This is a genomic window from Actinoallomurus spadix (assembly GCF_024055725.1).
GTDB lineage: Bacteria > Actinomycetota > Actinomycetes > Streptosporangiales > Streptosporangiaceae > Actinoallomurus > Actinoallomurus spadix.
In genome coordinates, this window is the sequence record NZ_JAMXMX010000052.1 from 1 (window position 1) to 18366 (window position 18366).

The following is an 18366-nucleotide window of genomic DNA, read 5'->3' on the forward strand; positions in this document are numbered from 1 at the left end:
GCGTACTCCTCCTCGGACGGGCCGGCGAGGGCGAGAGGCTCGGTCCCGGTCGGCTCGACACCAGGCCGGGCCGAGAGCGGTGCGGAGGGGGCGGGGTACAACGGGGGGTCGTCCCGCCGGCCCAGCACCTCGTATAGCTCCGTGCCCGCGACGGTGTTCGCGACGGTGTTCGCGACGCCGCTGTGCTCCGTGGTCGCGGAACGCGGCGTGCCGGACGCGCCCAGCGGGTGGTCCCGCAGATTCGTCGTCGCGTCGACCACCGACTCGATGATCTCCAGGTACCGCGCCGGCATCTCCTGGGCCGGGTCGAACGGTCCGCCCGCCATGAGCCCGTCGCTCTTGACGGTCGTACGCCTCTCCACTCGCCGGGTCCCGTTGGGGTTCACCACCGTGAACGTCGAGGCCCGCCGGAACAACGAGGCCGGGTCGAGGTACTCATCCGGCAGGCCCGCCGGGTGCCACGCCTCATGTGCCAGCTCGATGAGAGGGTCTCGCAGTCCCCAGTGCCGCGCGTCCGGGCCTTCCAGTTCGAGGTCCGGAGCGTCCTTCGTGCGTCCCGGTCGTAGCTCGACGGCCTCCGCGTGCTCAGGATCGATGACGAGCTTGACCGCCATGAACAGCTGGTCCTTCGATCTCGGCAGCGCATAGCCCCGGTTCACGTAGGCGTCGTACACGCGATTCAGCGCCTGTTGGAGGGCCGTGATGTCGGGCGCGGTCACGCCCGGCATCGGCTTCACCGGCCGGACCACGACGTGGTTGCGAACCCACGTGCCGTTCGCCGCCTGGATGCGCTGCACGTTCAGCCGGATCAGGTTCTCCGTCCCCGCCGACTTGTCCTTCGGGCCGGCCGCGGTGAAGCGGGTCCCCGGGTCGAAGCGCTGCGTGACGACCTTGGCCACCGGCGCGTCGAACCGCCGGTCCAGCCACTCCTCAGGACCCGCCGCTCGTTCCACCTTCGCGGCCGGTGTCTCCACCGGGCTCGGCACACCGTCGCGAGGATCGTCCCTGAACCGGGCCGTCGACCACGCGGGTGGCGCGGATTCGATGCGCGGGTGGGGATCCATGAGATTCCAGATCTCTTCGACCGTGGTCTTCTGCAGGTACCCGGGGGGACCGGACGTCCCCCGGCCAGGCGCTCCTTCGGGACGGGTCCAGTGGCTGAGCACCTCCATGCGTCCTGCGGCGTCCCGCGTTCCGAGCGACAACGCCACGTGATCCATGTCGGCGAAGAAGACGAGATGCCCGGTGGGAATCGGCGATGTCAGCAGCCCGGTCTGTGGATCGACCTCGTGGTGCGTGGAGGCCCCGGAGGTCATCGAACGCCTCAGCGTGGCGAGGTAGGCCTGCTTCGCCTCCCACAATGCGAGCCCAGGCCACACCCCGGGCTGCCCCAGCCGTGCCCGGACCACGTCGAACGCCGCCCGGGCGGCATCCCGGTGAATCTCGATCAGCCAGGCCCGGTCGACCGCGCCGGACCAGTAGGCCGTGAAGAGGAACGCCTGCCAGCAGTTCAGCCTGCTCTCCGACGACGGAGTGGGACCTTCGCCGCGGAGCCACTGGTTGAAGTGGTTGGTGCCGTGGTTCGTCACCGGGTCGAGCCGGAACAGGCCGTCCACATCGGAGTAGGTCCATTCGTGGAAGCCGATCGATCCCAGCGCCGCCAGGACCAGCCGGTGCGTCCAGCTGAGCACCGTGGCCGGATCGAACGCATAGACATCGGCGTCCGCGACGCCGGCCGCCGGCCGGAGGCGCGGCGCCATCGTCCGGATACTCCCGGCCGGAAGAACGACCTGGTGCTCGACGGCTGCGGGCGTCTCCAGGTCGACGCCTTCCTGGTCGGCCCAGCGGACGCGCTTGACGGCGCCGCCCGTCCCCACCGCCGGCCGACCGGCCCGATCGGGCCGGTCGGCGTCCCTGGACGGGAGCTCCTGGGGTGAGGTGTCCTCGGCGACCGGGGCGGCCGGTTCGCCATGGTCCCGCAGCCGAGGCGGTGTCAGATCCGCGAGCAACCGCGGATCCCGGGTACGGCCGCGCGGATCGAACTGCGCGTCGATCCAGGCGTGCAGCTCCGACGGTCCACCGGCCAGCACCTCACCCGGCACCGCGAAGCCCAGGTCCCTCCCCGACCCCGCCGACGACCACGCCTCCAAGGTGTCGAAGAACGACTGCGACACCTCGATCCCCCACGACATCACCGCCTGGAGGAACGACCGACCCTCGATCGCCGTGAACCCGAGCCGCCCGGTCACCCGCAGCATCCACTCGGTCTGATCGGGCGGCAGGACACCCACATCGTGCCCCCGGCCCCGCATCTCCGCGAGCCAGGCCCCATCGCGCGGGCCCCGGTTCCGGGGGCTCTCGCCCAACAGCTCGGTCAGCGCCTCGTGGTGATGGTGCACCGCGCGGTGGATCGCGGCCATCAGCTCATCGAGTCGCCACTGCGAAACGCCACTGAGCAGTTCGTGGAGTTCCTTCGCCGGAACGGCGAATCCGGCCTTTGCCTCCTCGTCCCCGGTGAGGTTGACCAGGAGGTCGAACAGGCGACGGGCGACCTCCAGAGCCACGCCGACCACGGCCGGGTCCGCTCCGAACACCTGTCCCACCGCACGCTGGTACGCCCCCTGCGCCGAGGACCAGGACCCGTGCCGAGCCGGCACGGGCGGCGCCTGATTTCCCGGTGCGGAGGGGGCAGGGTACGACGAGAGGTCATCCCGGTGGCCGAGGACCTCGTAGATGTCCGAGGACGCGACGGTGTCGGCGGCGCCGCTCTGCTCGGTGGTCACGACCATCGTGAAGGCGGGCGCGCCGGAGGACTCCAGCGGGTGGTCCACCAGCACGGCGGTGGCGTCCACCACCGACTCGATCCGCTCCAGGTACCGCGCCGGCATCTCCTGGGCCGGGTCGAACGGGCCGCCCGCCATGAGCCCGTCGAACTTGACCGCCGAGCGCGGCTCCGTACGACGGACCCTGTTGCTTCCCACAACGGTCAGCGTCGCCAGGCGGCGGAACAACGACTCCGAATCCAGGTACTCGTCCGGCAGCCCCGCGGCGTGTGACGACTCATGCGCGAGCTTGATCAGGAAATCACCCAGACCCCAGTGGCGGGCGTCCGGACCCTTCACCGGAGGCTTCCGCTCCTTGAGGTCCGGCGCATCCGCGATACGTCCGGGGCGTATCTCGACGGCCTCACCGTGGCCGGGGTCGACGACCAGCTTCACCGCCATGAACAGCTGGTCACCCGACCGCGGGAGCTTGTATCCCCGGTTCACGTGCTTGTCGTACAGGCGGTTCAGCGACGCCTGCAGAGCCCGGACATCGGTCTCGGTCACGCCGAACATGGGCTTGACCGGCAGGGTGATGACGTGGACGCGGACCCAGGTCCCGTTCGCCGCCTGGATGCGCTGCACGTTGACCCGGATCAGCGTCTCCCACCCGGCGCCCGTCCCCGGCTCGCCCTGGAAGAACGTGATCTTCGGGTCGTACCGCTCTGTCGCGATCTTCGCCACCGGCGCGTCGAACCGCCGGTCCAGCCACTCATCGGGACTCGCCGGCGTCTCGACCTTGGCGGCCGGCTGCTCCACCGCGGCCGGCATGCCGTTCCGGGGGTCGGCGCCGGTACGGGCCACCGGCCACGCCGGTGCCGCGGAGGTCACGGTCGTGGCCAGGTCCAGGAGGGACAGCGCCTCCTGGATCTCCTCCACCGTGGTCCGCTGGAGGAATCCCGGACCGGACGGACTGGTCGTCGGCCGCCCGGGCCTGCTCTCGGGGAAGTTCCAGTGGCTCAGGACCTCCTGGCGTCCCTGGGCGTCCCGGGTTCCCAGCGCCATCGCGACGTGCTTCATGTCACCGAAGAACACGAGATGCCCCCGCGGGACGTCCGGTGTGCTCAGCTCGGTCAGCGGATCGACGTCGTGACGCGTGAAGTCGCCGGCCGTCATGGAAATCCGCAACGTGCCGAAGTACGCCTTGTCCAGCACGTCCGCCAGGACGTCGCGATTCGACTCGCCGCCCTGGCGTGCCTGGTAGACCGCCCTGCTCGCCTCTTGAGCGGCCTGCAGATGAATGCCCTCCAGCCACGCCCGGTCGACCGCACCCGTCCAGTAGGCCGTGTAGAGGAACGGCTCCCAGCAGTTCAGCTTGCTCCGGGACGACAGCGCCGGGCCCCCGCCGTGAAGCCACCGGGCGAAATCGTTGACGCGCCTCTCACCGGGGCGCTCCTCGTATTCCTGGAACAGCCTGAGGCCGTTCTCCGGATCGGGTCCCGACCGCGACCACTCGTACGAGCCCGTCGATTGCAGCGCGGCCTCCAGCACCCGCTGCTTCCAGTCCAGGTCCGTGGCCGGAATGAGCGGATAGACGTCCTCGTCCTCGACGCTCTCGGCGGGCCGCAGGTCTTCGGGCGCGGACGGGGACGCGTGAACGCCGGCCGGCGGAGCCTCCCCACGGAGACGACTCGTCTCCCCCCGAGGACCAGGTGAGACGGACCGCAACCGTTCGACCGAGGAATGCGGCGAGAGTCCGGGCTCCTGCCTGTCGGCGTGCGTCCGGGTATCTGCCGGGGAAGGCCACGTCCAGGCCCCCAGCCGGGCGACCACCTGGGTCTGAACGCCGGACGTCACCGTCGTGGACGTCGTGCTCGGCCCGGGCTGGTCGTCGGCGAACACCAGGATGGGTGGCTCTCCGGGCGCGAACCGGACCAGCGGCACGGCATTGTCGCTGTCCGCCCGATGCCGCGCGATGATCTCGGCGCGGAGCTGCTCCTCGAAGGCGTTCTTGGGGTGCCAGTACGCGTGCGCGCCGTGCCGGATCCCGACGTTCACGCGCTCCAGCAGCCAGATGGTCCTTTCGTAGGAATCTTGTTCGAGGCGGGAGCCGTCGTCGGGCAGCTTGACGTCGTACAGATCAAGGTCACCGGCCAGGAGATGGAACTCGCCGTCCGGACCGCGTTCCTCGACGAGCCCGTCACGAACCTGGAACCGTCCGCTCTGGACGCGCTCGGCCATCTCCGCGGCCAGGGACGAGAACTCGTTCTGTCTCTGCTCGAAGCGGCGCAGGACCTCTTGGCGCTCCCGTGTCGAGAGACGGTCGAGGTGGTCCTCGGACGGCATTCGGGGCTGGAAATAGCCGACGAGGCCGATGTGGTGTTCCGACGCGCCGAGGTGGACGTCCGCCTTCCCGATCGTCTTGGCCTTGATCTCCTGAGGCTTGGGGAGCGCGCCGCGCTCCAGCCAGGGGACCGAGTCCGGATTCGTCGGCCGCACGTCCAACACGAGGTTGAACCGGTCTGCGACGTCTTGGATGGACTTCTGGTACGTCGCAGGGATCCCGAACTCACCGACCAGGCGCTCCGGCGTCAGCGCCTCGTCGTCGGTCGGCCGCAGAGAAGGCAACCGCCCGGCGATACGCCGGGGCACGGTCGGCACGCTTCTCCTGATGGTATCCATGAGGTCGGGCACGAAGTCCCCGGTGCCCTCCGGCAGCTCCAGCTTGGGCGAAGCGGATCCCGCCCCGGTCGCACCACTGTGGACCGGGTCGCCGCCGCTTTCCGGCCGCCCCTCACGAGATTCGCCCGCCGACTCACCGGACCTGCGGGAAGCGGTGACGCCCGACCGGATCGTCGCGACTTCGCCATCCGGGTCCGTCAGCCGCAGCCGAGGGCGCACGGGCGCCGAGCCGGTCACGGCATCGCGCTGTCGCAACGACTCTTCCGACGGCAGCAACGTCGCCGACCGGCCCCCGGGCCCCGTCAGGCTGACGGCGGCCGAACCGCTCCGAGCCCCGGGACGAGATGCGAACAGCTCCGAGGCCCGGCGGACGAGGCCGCGGGTCCACGCGCCCCCTTCGGACGGGCTCGGAGCGGGGGAAGCGCTCCGACCCCGAATCCGCCAGAAGCTGAGATCGCGGATGCTCGGCACGCGGCGGAACCATCGATCCGTCCGGGAGGGGGCCGCTCCCCCGCGGAGACCCACCACCGGCTCAACGCCGACCGCAGACTCCTCGTCGCCCGACGACGACGCCGACGAGGATTTCTCCTCCGGCTCGTCGAGCGACATCGCGTCCTCGGCCGATGCGTTGGGGGGCGGGGAGTCGAGCTTGACTTCCACCACGCGCACGCCGTTCCACTCGCCGGTGTGCGGGCGGACCTCGGAGACGATGAGGTCGCCTTCGTCCAGCAGGTAGTACAGCTCGCCCTGACCGGTCGCCTCGCCGAAGGCGCCTGCGGCGTGCACGAGGCGGTACACCTGGTTCAGGACCACCCAGCCGGGCCCGTCCTCCGGCTGCACGTGTGCCAGGGCTTCCTCCGGTGACGGCCACACCGGCAGGATCGGCGGCACCGATACCCGGGCGCCCTCCGCCAGACCGGGGAACGACTCCGGCTCGCCGGGCTGCCATCGGGCCGACCAGCCCATGAGTTCATCCTGGCCAAGGCGCGCGACGGCCCGCCGGGCCAGGTCCCACACCACGTCGGCCAGGGCGTCGGTGCCCTCCGCCGGCAGCGTCCCGACGCGTTGGAGGGCGGCGGCCTCGCGGGGCGCCAGGCCGACCGCGCCGGCCGCCCGCTGGACGTCCGGCGTCACGGACCAGTCAACGAGCCGGTCGTAGACCTGCAGGTGCGGCGGCGTCAGCGCCACAGGCGGACTCGTGAATCCTTCCCGTGGGTTCATCTGCCGGTCGACCCACTCGTACACCTCTCGTGGCTCGCGGCGCAGCGCCCAGCTCAGCGCCTCGTCGTCGAATCCCGCCCGCTCCCAGGCGAGTAGCACGTCGAACAGCGCATCCCCCTGCGGAACCCCCCAGGCGATCACCGCCGCCAGGAAATCCCTGCCGTCATCGGTGTCCGGGTCCAGACTCCGGTACGTGGCGAAGAGGTGTTCGAGCCGATCGAGCGGCGCGTCGCCCAGGTGATGGCCTCGTGCCCGCATCCACTGAAGCCAGGTCCGGCTGCGCGGTCCGGAGTCCGGAAGTACAACCCTGTTGCGGCCGTACCAGGAGGCGTTGGCGACTCCGGCCGCGTAGGCGTCCAGCATCCGGGCCAGACCCGGCGCCGAACCGTCGGCGAGCAGGACCCGCAGGTCCGCGGGGGAACCCACCGGTCGCTCCGCCGTACCGAAGAACGGAGCGGCGTCCCGTGCCGGCGCGGCCGACAGTGCTTCATACAAGCGACTGATGGCGTTACGTGTCGCGGCGAACGCCTTCGCACGCGTCGACAGGACCCCGGCGAGGCCCGTCTCGTAAGCGCGGCGGGCGGCCGGCCAGGCGGCGTCGCGGTACAGCAGACCGAGCCGCAGGGGCTCGGAGGGTACGGCCTGCCCGGGCAACTTAAGGCGTCGCAGCTCCGCCCGTGCCGCATTAACGGCGGCCAGGTCCTCGGGCGTGGGATTGTGCAGCCGAACGGCCTGCGGGTAGAGCCGCCGTATCTCATCCGTGAGGCCCTTGTGGTACTCCCGCGACTCCCCGGCGGTCACCATCAAGCGAACGAAGTACCGGATCTCGAGCACGGCCTTCGGCAGCGTCCCGCCGTTCCTGTCGAACTCCTCGAAGACGGACATGTCAATGACGTCTTCGAGGTGGACTCGCCTATTCCCGATGACTCCGGCGAGCACGAAGTTCCGAAGGGATACGGCCTCCGTGAATGGCAGCGACAGCAGGCCACCGTTCTGCACAGGCTCGCCCGTGGAGAGGAGATGGCGTTCGTCGTAGTCCGGGAACCGGCTCCGGAAGGTGTCCTCGAGGATGCGCGGGAAGGCGGCCTGATCCCTCTGCAGGTAGTTCCGCGCCCGCTCCGGGAGCTCCTTCCACGGCCGGTACGGGTCATAACGCAACAGGGCCGCGGCGTAGGCCTTCGTGATGCCGGCGCCGACACGGCTGCTGAGGAACATCGCCGTGTGCACGTACAGCATGGCCGCGTGCATCCGCAGTTGCTGCACCGCGAGGTCGGGCAGGTCCAGGTACCGGTACACCGGCCGAAGGTCATCGGGGATGTACCCGAGGGCTTCATAGGAGGTGAACCGGGCGGCGATGTGGTCGGCGAAGTCCAGTGCGTCGGCCAGATTGTCCCGGGTCGGATACCCCTGACTCTGGTCGCGCCAGGTGCGCTGGAGCACGTACCGCAGGAACGGGTGGCCCACCGCCATCGGCACACCGACGTTGTACTGGTCGTGCGAACCGGAAGGAGCCCCGACCGGAGGTGGCCCGATCAGCCAGCCGGCCCCTTCTTCGGTCAGCTCCCATCCCGGCGGAAGGATGTCCTTCAGCGGGAGAACGGGCTCATCGCCGGGCGCGCCGGGGATTCCGCGCAACGCGGAGTCCATGGCCTGCTCCTCGGCGTACATGGCGTCCGGGTCGGTGTAGGTCTCTCCCGGCACGTCCTTCATCAGTCCAGGAATGACCTCGGCGATCCGGACCGACACGGCCGCCCCGATACCGCCGGCGGCGACCGCCTCGTTCCCGTCCTTGAAGTAACGACCGTCCGGCCCCAGGTAGGCCCTCCTCTCCTCGACTTCGAGCCTGAAACCGTAGGGACCCCGCGCCAGCACCTTCTTGCGGTCTTGTTCATCGGAAGGCTCATCGCCCGGCGGCGACAGGAGGTACCAGTACTCCTTCTCCTTGCTGGATCCCCAGCCGGACAGCTTGAAGACCTTCTCGGCCAGCTCGATCTGCGCGATCGCCTCACCGGCACGCCGCAGTGGACGCCGCAACCACGACTCGAGCTCCTCATACAGCCTCGGCAACCGCTCCCGCAGCTCCGCCGCATCAGCACCCGTGACCTGCTGGTGGTTGCGCCTCAGCTCCCTGCGCACCTCATGCCACAGCACCTGCAACTCATACTCATTCAGCCCGGCCGCCCCGCCCGCCGGGAACGGCCGTACGTCACCCTCTGCCGCAGGCACCTGAGCGGTGGCCGGGAGCGGGCCGGCCGGGGCCGGCTCGTGCTCGCCGACCGGCGTAAGGGCCTGCTCGCCGGCCTCACGAAGATGCGGGGGGATCACGTCATCGAGGAGGTCTTCATCACGAAGACCGCCTGGCATCTCGTTCGTCGTGCCGGCCATCGACTGCGCCACGTCCGCCCCCGTGGCAGCAGCGTCGCCCATCGTCACCGTGTGCCTGGATTGCGGTGATGTCGAGGTCACCAGCGTCGCGAGGGTAACCTCGACGCAGGCTCCGCTGTCGCGGCTGTGGCTGCTCTTCGTCCAAGGGTTGAAATGGGCGACCGCATCACCGCCGAGCGTCAGCTCCCCGCCGTCGGGCGACGGCACCGATTCCTCCGGCTCGTCCACCGCCGGCATCTCGCCCAAGAGAACGGCACGTACCACGGACGAGTCCACCGTGGCGGACACGCCGACATGGGTTCCGCCGGCCGAGATCTCCTCCGCGGAGGCTTCGTCAGGGACCGGGGATTCGAGTGGGACCGGCACGCGCTCGAACCGCGACGGCGGCGAATCCTGGGCCGGTGCGTCCTGGGCCTCAACGGTCGCGGCCCGGTAGGCCGACCAGGTGACCGCCGGGTTCGGGTACATCGTGCCGGGTTCGTCGTCGAGGCGCGCGCCGCGCAGCTCGGGAACGATCTGGCTGGTCAGCACCTCGTCCAGGTCGGCGCCGTACGTGATCGGCTCCGAGCCGTCGCGCCGCACCAGGAGCCAGTTGCCCGGACCGTCTCCGCGGACGGCCTGGACGGCGTGGTCCTGCCGTATGTCGTCGGAGCTGATCAGCAGGTCATGCCCGATCCGCCGGGCGACGGCCGAGGCGAAGTCGACGTCCATCCCACCCATGACCAGCACGATGGGCCGGTCGCCGAGGTCCTCGAAGCCGGTGAGGAGCTCGGCGAAACCGGCGACGTCGTGCCGTTCGACGACGAATGCCGGGTCGCCGGTGGCCTCGTCCCGCATCGCGTTCAGGACCACCTGCCGGGCGGCCGGGTCATAGTGTCCGGCGAGGATGTACCAGTCGCCGTACCGGGGCAGGGCAAGGGCGGCGCGCAGCCGGTTCAGCTCCTCGGCGGCGGCCTCGCTGCCGCGCGGCGGGGCGACGGCCGGAACGTGCGGCAGGTAGCGGCGGTGGTCCAGGCCGGGGATGCCCTCCGATCCGGACAGCATCCGCCTGGCCAGTGCGGTCTCCGGGTCCAGCAGTACTTCCGCCGAGTCGTCCATGCTGTACCAGAGCAGGGACTCGCCGGCTCCGTACCGGACGTCGCGGCGTTCGTTGACCGCGCTGATCCGCAGGCCGACCAGCACGCCGGCCTCTACGCGCAGGTAGTACGCGTGGCGCCGGAAGGCGATCGACCGGACGAGCTGTTCGCCGGCGGTGAGGCCGTGGTCGTGGCTCTGCCCGAGCGAGACGGACGGCTCGACGGGCACCACCGGGTTGCCGCTCGGCGGCGCCAGCGCCGGTCCGCCGTCCAGGGAGACGCCGAACGTCGTGCCCGCTGCGTCCAGCAGCTCGTTCTGGGCCTCGTGGTCGGTCTCGGAGTGCAGCCGGCTGTCGACCCAGCCGAGAGGCTTCGGGTCGTGCAGGCGGGTCTGGATGAACGCCTCGCCCCGCGCGTCGGTGGCCGGGCCGTCCTCCCGTACGAGCGTCGGGAAGGTGTGTCCGTCGTCGAGCGTCAGGTGGAAGCTGGTGATGAACTGGTGCCGGCTGAGCAGCGCCGCGTACGCCTCCCACGGCATTCCCGTGGCGGTCATCAGGCTCCGCACCACGGCGGGCGCGTCGCTGTCGGGGGCCGTGCCGGAGAAGATCGCGATCGAGGCGTCGAACAGGGTCCGTAGCGCGAACGGGTCGATGCCGATCGGGACGACCGCACGGCGCAGGATGTCCGCCCGCCCGACCGCGAACGGCGTGAGTCCGGCGCCGGTCAGCACCTCCTCGGGCGTCGTGGCCGCGGTCAGCCGGCCCACCCGGTCGGCCACCGGCGCGATGTTCGGTGGCCGGCCCGGCAGCATCGAGGCGGGGAACTGGACGCGTTCGACGATGTCCACGAAATCGGTCACGGCGACCGGCACGGGTTTGTTGGGATCGATGAAGAGCGCCAGCCCCGAGTCCGCCAGTCCGAGCGTGAGCACCTGGGCTGCCTTGGACGCGTTGTAGCCGCGGTAGAGGGTCGCGGTGATCCGTAGCTCGCCGATGTAGGCGTGCGTGTCGCCGAGGACCGTCTGCACGTCGCGGGTGCGGCGGATCTTGCCCTGCCCGATCGTCGTCTGCTCGTAGTGGTCGCCCTCGGCCGTGCCTTCGAGGTACGTGCTGACCGCCCGGCCGGTGGCGGGGATCCGGGTGCTACCGAAGTTCGCGCCCACGCTGTGCGCCGAGGTCGTGCCGTACCGGCCGACCTGGCGCTGGGTGTTGATCCGGTACAGCGCGAAGTCGCGGGCGCGGGTGTCGACGTACTCGTACTCCTCCAGCGCTTCCGCGCGCAGGACGAGGGTGAACTGTTTGCCGGCGCCGGGCAGCGAGCGGGCCAGGTGGAGGACCAGGCCGGGGCCCAGGAGGGTGTCGCGGTGCCCGAACAGCGCGGGTTTCTGCAGGAGCGACTGCAGGGTGGTCGGCACACCCGAGCGCACCGCCCTCGGTTCGCCGTTCACGATGCGCCACTGCCGGTACAGCAGCTGTTCGTCGACCGCGCGCAGAACGCCCCGGACCATGGTCAGCACGGGGTTCGGGCCGTCGGGCGTGTGGTCCGGTCGCGGCCACTCCATACGGTCGGAGGCGGCCGCCAGCGGTAGCTCCTCCAGGGACAGCCATTTCGGCACGTCGAGGGGACGCTCGATCGGCGGCTGGGGCACCGGCCGCAGGAGGAGAAGGCCGCCGACGACGAGCACCTGCACTCGATCGGTCCTGGGCGACCAGCTACCGAGGGCGTTCGCGCTCCAGCTCGTCACCGTGACGTCCCACAGCATCGTGCCGCGGTGCGGCCGGTACTCGCGGTTCTCCTGGGTGATCCAGCGGCCGGACAGCGGCTCGTTGGAGTCGAGGTTCGTCTCGGTGACGTTGCGCAGCGTCCAGCTCCCGGACGGCCCGCCGTCCTCGAACTCGCCGGCCGGGTCGGCGCTGCCGGACAGGACATGGGACGTGGAGCGCTGGCCGGTGAAGATCACCGCCGGTTCGGAGTCGCCTATGGCGCTCTCGCGCATGCCGACCTCACCGACCTGGGGACGTAGCCGGAGCACCGTGCCCCGCAGCGAGACCACCGCGTGCCGGTTCCCGACCGACCCGCTGTGCCTGATCCCGAACGTGTGAGCGGTCGGGCCGCCCCAGAGCATCCGTCCGATGAGCTGGTCCTCGTTGACCTCGAATTCCAGCGTGTCGTTGTAGGTCTCGGGCGGGATTCCGGCGGCCTCCAGCAGCTCACCGGTCACCTGTCCCAGCTCCTCGACGCCGAGGACCTCCAACGGCTGGTCGTCGGACCGCAGGCGTTCAGGTTCCCCGGCGGCCCATCCCCACAGGTCCTGGGATGTCACCGGCGCGATGGGCCGCCGCCGTCGCAGCGCCCGGCCCAGCTCGGGGGCCGGCGAGCGTGGGATCGAATGACCGCCGGTCAGCGGGCTGAGCCCCTCCGGGACCAGGTAACGGATGAGCCCGGGCCAGTCGTCGTGGCGGCGGACCGTACGGGTCGGGAGGCCCTGCGGCGGCGTGCCGGTGAGCAGGCCGACGGACTGGCGGACGGCGCCGGCGGCCAGCCCGGCGAGCGTGCCACCGGACGCGGCCTCCGGCTCGAAGGTCAGCTCGACGTCGACGTGATAGCGGGTACCGAACAGGAAGGCACGGAGCGGGCCCTCGTAGATGAAGCCGAGTGCGGACCACACACCGGAACGCGCGGTCAGCGCGGCCGTGTGGGCCCGGGCGTAAGTGAACTGCGCGGGGAAGCTGGGGAAGCTCAGCCTGCGCAGGGCGCTGTACAGCGGGCCCAGTTCGAGGTGACCACCGCCGCGGTAGCCGAGCTGGGCCGCCACCTGCTCGGTCGCGCCCAGGTCGTCGTAGTAGACCGGGTTGTGGTCGATGCGGCCTTTCTCCAGCCGGGCGCCCGTCCAGTCCTCGCCCTGCTGCGACCACGCCCGTACCGTGATCCGCACCCGGCCGCCGGGCGCCTGGTAGAGCCGGGTGAAGGGGATCCGGTGGTTGATGAGCTGACTCGTGTACGGCAGGGCGGTGGTGACCGAGAACCTCTGGTTCATCGCCCGTTCGAGCCGGTGTCGCTGTCGTGCGGTGAGACGCGGAGCGACGCTCGTCAGCCGCGGGTCACCGAACGCCTGGTCGATCAGCTCCATCGCCCGGGGCACGACCTTCTCGAACCCGCCGAGCATGTCGGGGACCGACGCTCCGCGGCTGCGGCCCTTCAGGATGCCGAGCGGTGGCATGCGGTCGGTCAGATGAGGGCCGTCGGCCGGCACGATCATCCGGCCGTCGCCTCCGGGCCGGTCCAGGGCCACACCCGAGAGCACGTCGTTCAGCTCCCGCTCGAACCGGTCCGCCTCCCACTCCGGCACCTCGACGTACGCGGTCATCGCGAACCGCGCGGGCCGTGCCGCCGCCGGCCGGGAGGAGCGGACGTCGACCTCGAGGGCCATCGTGAGCCGGTAGATCCGCCGGCCGGAGGTATAGCCGACGCTGCGCCAGTCGCCGGCGCCCATCGAGGCCGCCAGGCTGCGGACGACCGATCCGGACGCCTTGACGCCGCCGGCCGGGCCGGTCTGCACCGGCGTGTCCCGCACGGTGAACGTCGGCGGCGACAGCTTCAGGGTCAGGTCCGAGGCGACACCACCGCTCATCGAACTCGACTCGCCCGACCAGAACAGGTGCCGCGCGTCCTGCTGGACGTATCCCTCGGCGGTGTCGACCTGCCGGAAGGCCGTCATCCGGCCCCGCAGCCGGAAGGCCGCCCAGGCCTGGGTGTTCTGGTTCACCAGGAACTCTCCGGACAGGTAACCCTCGCCCAGGACGTCCTTGTGCACCCGGAACAGCTGGAACTCGGAGAACAGATCGGTCACCGCGGAGATGAAGTCGGCGTCGGCGTCGGGGAAGCGGAGTGCGATCCGCACGGCGACGGCCTCCGGACCCCGGTCCACGACGAACGACTCGCCGATCGTGGTCACCCGCCAGAGCACGCGGTGGAACTCTTCGGCCATCGTCGCGGGGGCCTTGTCGGGCAGCGCGCGCTCCGGACCGAAGGCCGGCGGTGCGCCCTCCTCCGGCGGGGACTCGTCCTCGGCGAAGGCCAGGAGCACGTCGGCTGGCCGTACGACGGTCTCCCTCCCGGCCTCACCGGGGAACGTCACGGACAAGCGGCTGCCGCTCGCCGGGTCGTCGTGGTTCGCGGGAACCTCGAAGTAGGCGTACTGCTCGTGCCAGATCTGCTGGACCGTCTGGATGACCGCGCCCTCGTACGCGCCGAAGCCCCGCGAGCCCCGGCCGGTGACGGTGGGCATGACGCCGACGCCCGGCAGGATGTTCCAGCCGGTCGCGATGGAGATCAGGCCGTCGCCCTTCGACTCCGGCGCGATCGACCGGTTGTCGTTGACGTCGGTGAAGGTGGACGGCTTGACGATCTGCGGCAGATCGAGGGCCTGCGACGGGCGCGCGCCGATCTGTACCGACTGCACCTCCTGCGGACGGCGGTAGCGCGGGCCGTGCTCGCCGATCAGCGGCCCCAGGGCAAGCTGTACCACCACCGGCCCCTTCGGCGTCGGCACCCGCATCCCGGTCGGTGACGCCAGCCGGCGCCCCGCCTCCTGGCTGCCCAGACGGGTGAACGCGGCGACGACACCGTCCTCGACCGGCCCCCGCAGCTCCGCGGGCAGCGGCTCCGCGATCCACGCGGCCAGCCGCCGGTCCTCGCCCAGCCGCACGTCACCGACCCGGGAGACGTGTCCCCACTCGCCCCACGGCAGGGTCCACCGGTCGACTCCACGGCGGGCGTTCTCCTCCGCCGCGTACCGGATCCGTCCGGGCAGCCGCCGGACGAGCGGTCGCGGCGCGGCCTCGGTGCCCGGTTCCGTGTGGCCCTCGGGGTCCGGGTTCGGTTCCGGCGTCGCCAGGCGCGCGGCTTCGGACCGGATCGCCAGCAACTCGTGTACGGCCACCGGGCCGGTGTCCGGTGTCCGGCTCTCCAGCCTCTGGCGGAGGGCCTCGGCGGCGTCCGCGTCCCGGGGTGAGCCGGCCAGCTCGGTCCTGACCTGGTCTTCGAGGCTGTGCACGGCGGCGGCGTGGATCTCGGCGATCCGCTCGTCGACCTCCCGCAAGGCGTCCCGTAGCCGGTCGACGCGTATGCGCTGGTTCGGCCGCCACGGAGCGTCGGCGAGCGCGCGCAGCCGCCCCAGCCGCTCCTCCAGCTCGGTGCGGTGTGCGGCGGCCACGTCCGCACCGAGCACCGAGAACGACAGTTCGAGCTCGGCCACCGCCAGGCCGGCCTCGCTCAGCACCGCCGCGGCCTCCGAGCGCGACACTTCGGCGGCGGTCTCCCAGACCGTACGGAGCCCGGCGACCGTCAACGGCACCGAGCCGAACGCCTCGGCCACCAGGGCGGCGACCATCCGCACGTCGTCGACCGTCGGATACTCGAGCGGTCCGTAGCCGCCGAACGAGTGGATCAGCTCGCGCAGGTCGGAGATCCTGACCTCGTCCCCGGGCTCCCTGCGGGGCCGCTGCAGGACGTCGGCCAGCGTTGCCGGGTCGGCCCGCATGGCGTCGGCGAGCCGCCGGGCGTTCCGCAGCTGGTCGAGGGTGAAGCCGGGACCGTGCACGTCGAGCGCGAGCCTGGCCGCCGAGAGGAGCCCCGGCAGGTCCGCCGGAAGGACCGCGCTCACCGCGTCGGTGACCGCGTTCTGCTGCCAGCCGCGGTTCACCCGGGTGGCCAGGGCGATCCAGTTCGGGCGGGCGTTCGGATCGTGCTCCGCCCCGGCCAGCCGCAGCAGTTCGCGCATCGCGACGGCGTGCGACGAGGTGAACCGGTAAGTGCCGGGCAGCCGGAACTCGGTGCGAGCCCTGGCGTACGCCTGGGCGACCTCGCTTCGCGACGCGGGGACGGGCGGACGCGCGGCCGAGGCACCCGCCTCCACGGTCGTACCCGGGAAGGACTCCTCCTCGCCGGGTCCCACGCCCAGCGCCCTGATTCCCTTGGCCAGCTCGATCTGAGCGATCCGCGCACCGGCCTGCGGCAGCGGACGCTTCCACTCCGGCTCGAGGTCCTCATACAACTCCGGCAGCCGCTCCTGCAGCACCGCCGCGACATCCCCCACCACCCGCACGTGGTTGGACGCGAACTCGCTGCGCACGAACTGCCACAGGTCCTCCAGCTCAACCCGCGTCAGACCGGCCGCCCCATCCACAGGCCACGGGCGTATCACCCCCTCCGCGGCAGGCACCCGCGTGGTAGCGGGAAGCGGGCCGGCGACCCGGTCGCTCCCAGCATCCGACACCCCCCCGCGAAGACCACCCGGCGCCCCGCCAAGAGCACCGACCCCACCACGGCCCAGCATGAACTCATCGCCGGCCGACGGCGCCGAGGGCCGCCACTCCTCTTCCCCATCGACCGACATCTCATCCCCGGCCGACTCAACCCCACCGAGACCGCCCAGCGCCCCACCGGACCGCTCATCGATCCCCGCACCCGAATCCCGGAACCCCGAACCCCCCGCAGGTCCCCAAACCATCTCGGGGAACAAAACACCCGGATCCGGAGGAGTAGAAAGGTCCACCTCATCATCGGGGTCCCACCAAGGCTCGGCCCCCAGCTGGCCCTCCCCCGAACCAGCCCCGCCGACCTCCATGCCTGAGAATCCCAGCGCCTCCGCCACCTCAACGGCACTACCAAAGGCAGCCTCCGCCACCTGAACCCCAGGCACCCCAGCCCCGGCTTCCAGCCCCTCCGGGCCATGCCCTCCCGCCAATCCCTGCGGCGCGAAACGAACGCCTCTGATACGTTCGGACCTGCTCCATTCCGAAACGAATAGATGTGCCCCGATCTTTGCACGCAGCCGAGCGTAAACTTTCCCAAACTTACTATCAGGGACAATTTCACCCCAGACCGCCTGCATCACCATGTTTCGCGTCAGGAACTTCCCGCGATTCTCGACGAAGTAATCCAACATTCTTCGCTCGACTGCACCCAGGAGGATAAACTCCCCGCCCTTGCGGACGTCCCTCCGATAGATCTCGAGATCTTCGATCTTCAGCAGCGGCCCCTCCGGCGCCGACTGCCGCAAAGCCGGATCCGGCTTGGCCTCCCAGGCCACGACCAGATCGTGGACCATGGAGTAAAACCGCTCCTTCGTCTTGTCGTATCCGAGATTTTCCTTCGCCGTATCGAACAGACCGGCCGGCGTGACTGTTTTGCTAATCAGGTCTTCGACACTGTTCTTCAGCAGCGTCAGAACATCATCACTCACGCCATTCTGCTTCCACCTTGCACTCCAAAGGGAGGGCGCGTCACCCTCCGCATACTTCACCCGCCGTTTCGCATCGGAAACCCAAACCTCGAATCTTGCCGCCGAGCCGCTATAACCCGCGGTACGCGCCTCCGAAAACAACTGGGTCGTCGTCTTCTCGCCGTCCAAGAGCGCCCGCGCGTTCTTCTGCACCAGCGCATACGCTTTCGCAGCGCCGGTGGACCCGCCTTCGGAACGCAGCCCCCGAATCTCCGCCTCAGACCCGACCCGGATCGGACCGGCCTCCGCCCCCTGAACCCCAGGCACCACAGCCCCGGCTTCCAGCCCCTGCGACCTAAGTCCTTCCGCCAGTTCGAAGCGAAGGCCATAAACTTTGCCCATTTGAGTGTTAACGAGCAGGCGAGGATGATCCGGATCATCCCCGATCAATACACGAATACGGTTGATGAGGTAAGAGTACGAGGAATGATGGACGTTCTGCCCTTCCCAGACTTCCCGTTTCACCTCGTCATCAGGCAGGAACCTCCTGAGATTCTCGGCGAAATACTTCAACGCCTTCCACTGGAGGGCGGTCAGCTCGATCGGCTCTCCGTTCTTACGGACCTCGCCACCCACCACATCGATCGCGAGAGCTCCGACCCGCACCCACGTGACCGCATCCTCCCCCGAACCTAGTGCACGCGGCCCAAAACGGATAGCCGGACCCACATCCGTGTTAACAAGAGTGATCAGCCCAGAAGATCCATCGACCTTTTCACGGAGACTTCCAACAATACGGCCGTAAAGATTACTGCTACGACTCACCATTCAAGACCATCCAGACGATCTCGGCTCGCGGCACGGGATACCCGTAATTGGCGGCCCAGTGCATCAAAACTTTCTTCTCGGGATCGGTCAGCTCGACATAATTCCCGTTCTTGCGGACAACACCACCGCCGGCAGAATCGATGTCGACATCCCCCACCCGCAGCACCCGCACCGCGGCGAGGAACCT

The 18366-nt window shown here is 70.1% G+C and carries 1 protein-coding gene and 1 pseudogene; both read right to left on the reverse strand.

Annotated features, from left to right (window positions below):
- A pseudogene (locus NE235_RS36635) lies at nt 1–18017 on the reverse strand (hypothetical protein); the annotation flags it as partial.
- A 148-nt stretch (nt 18018–18165) separates the two neighbouring features.
- Nucleotides 18166–18366 (reverse strand): hypothetical protein (locus NE235_RS36640; RefSeq protein ID WP_252811439.1); only part of this gene is annotated, 201 nt, incomplete at its 5' end.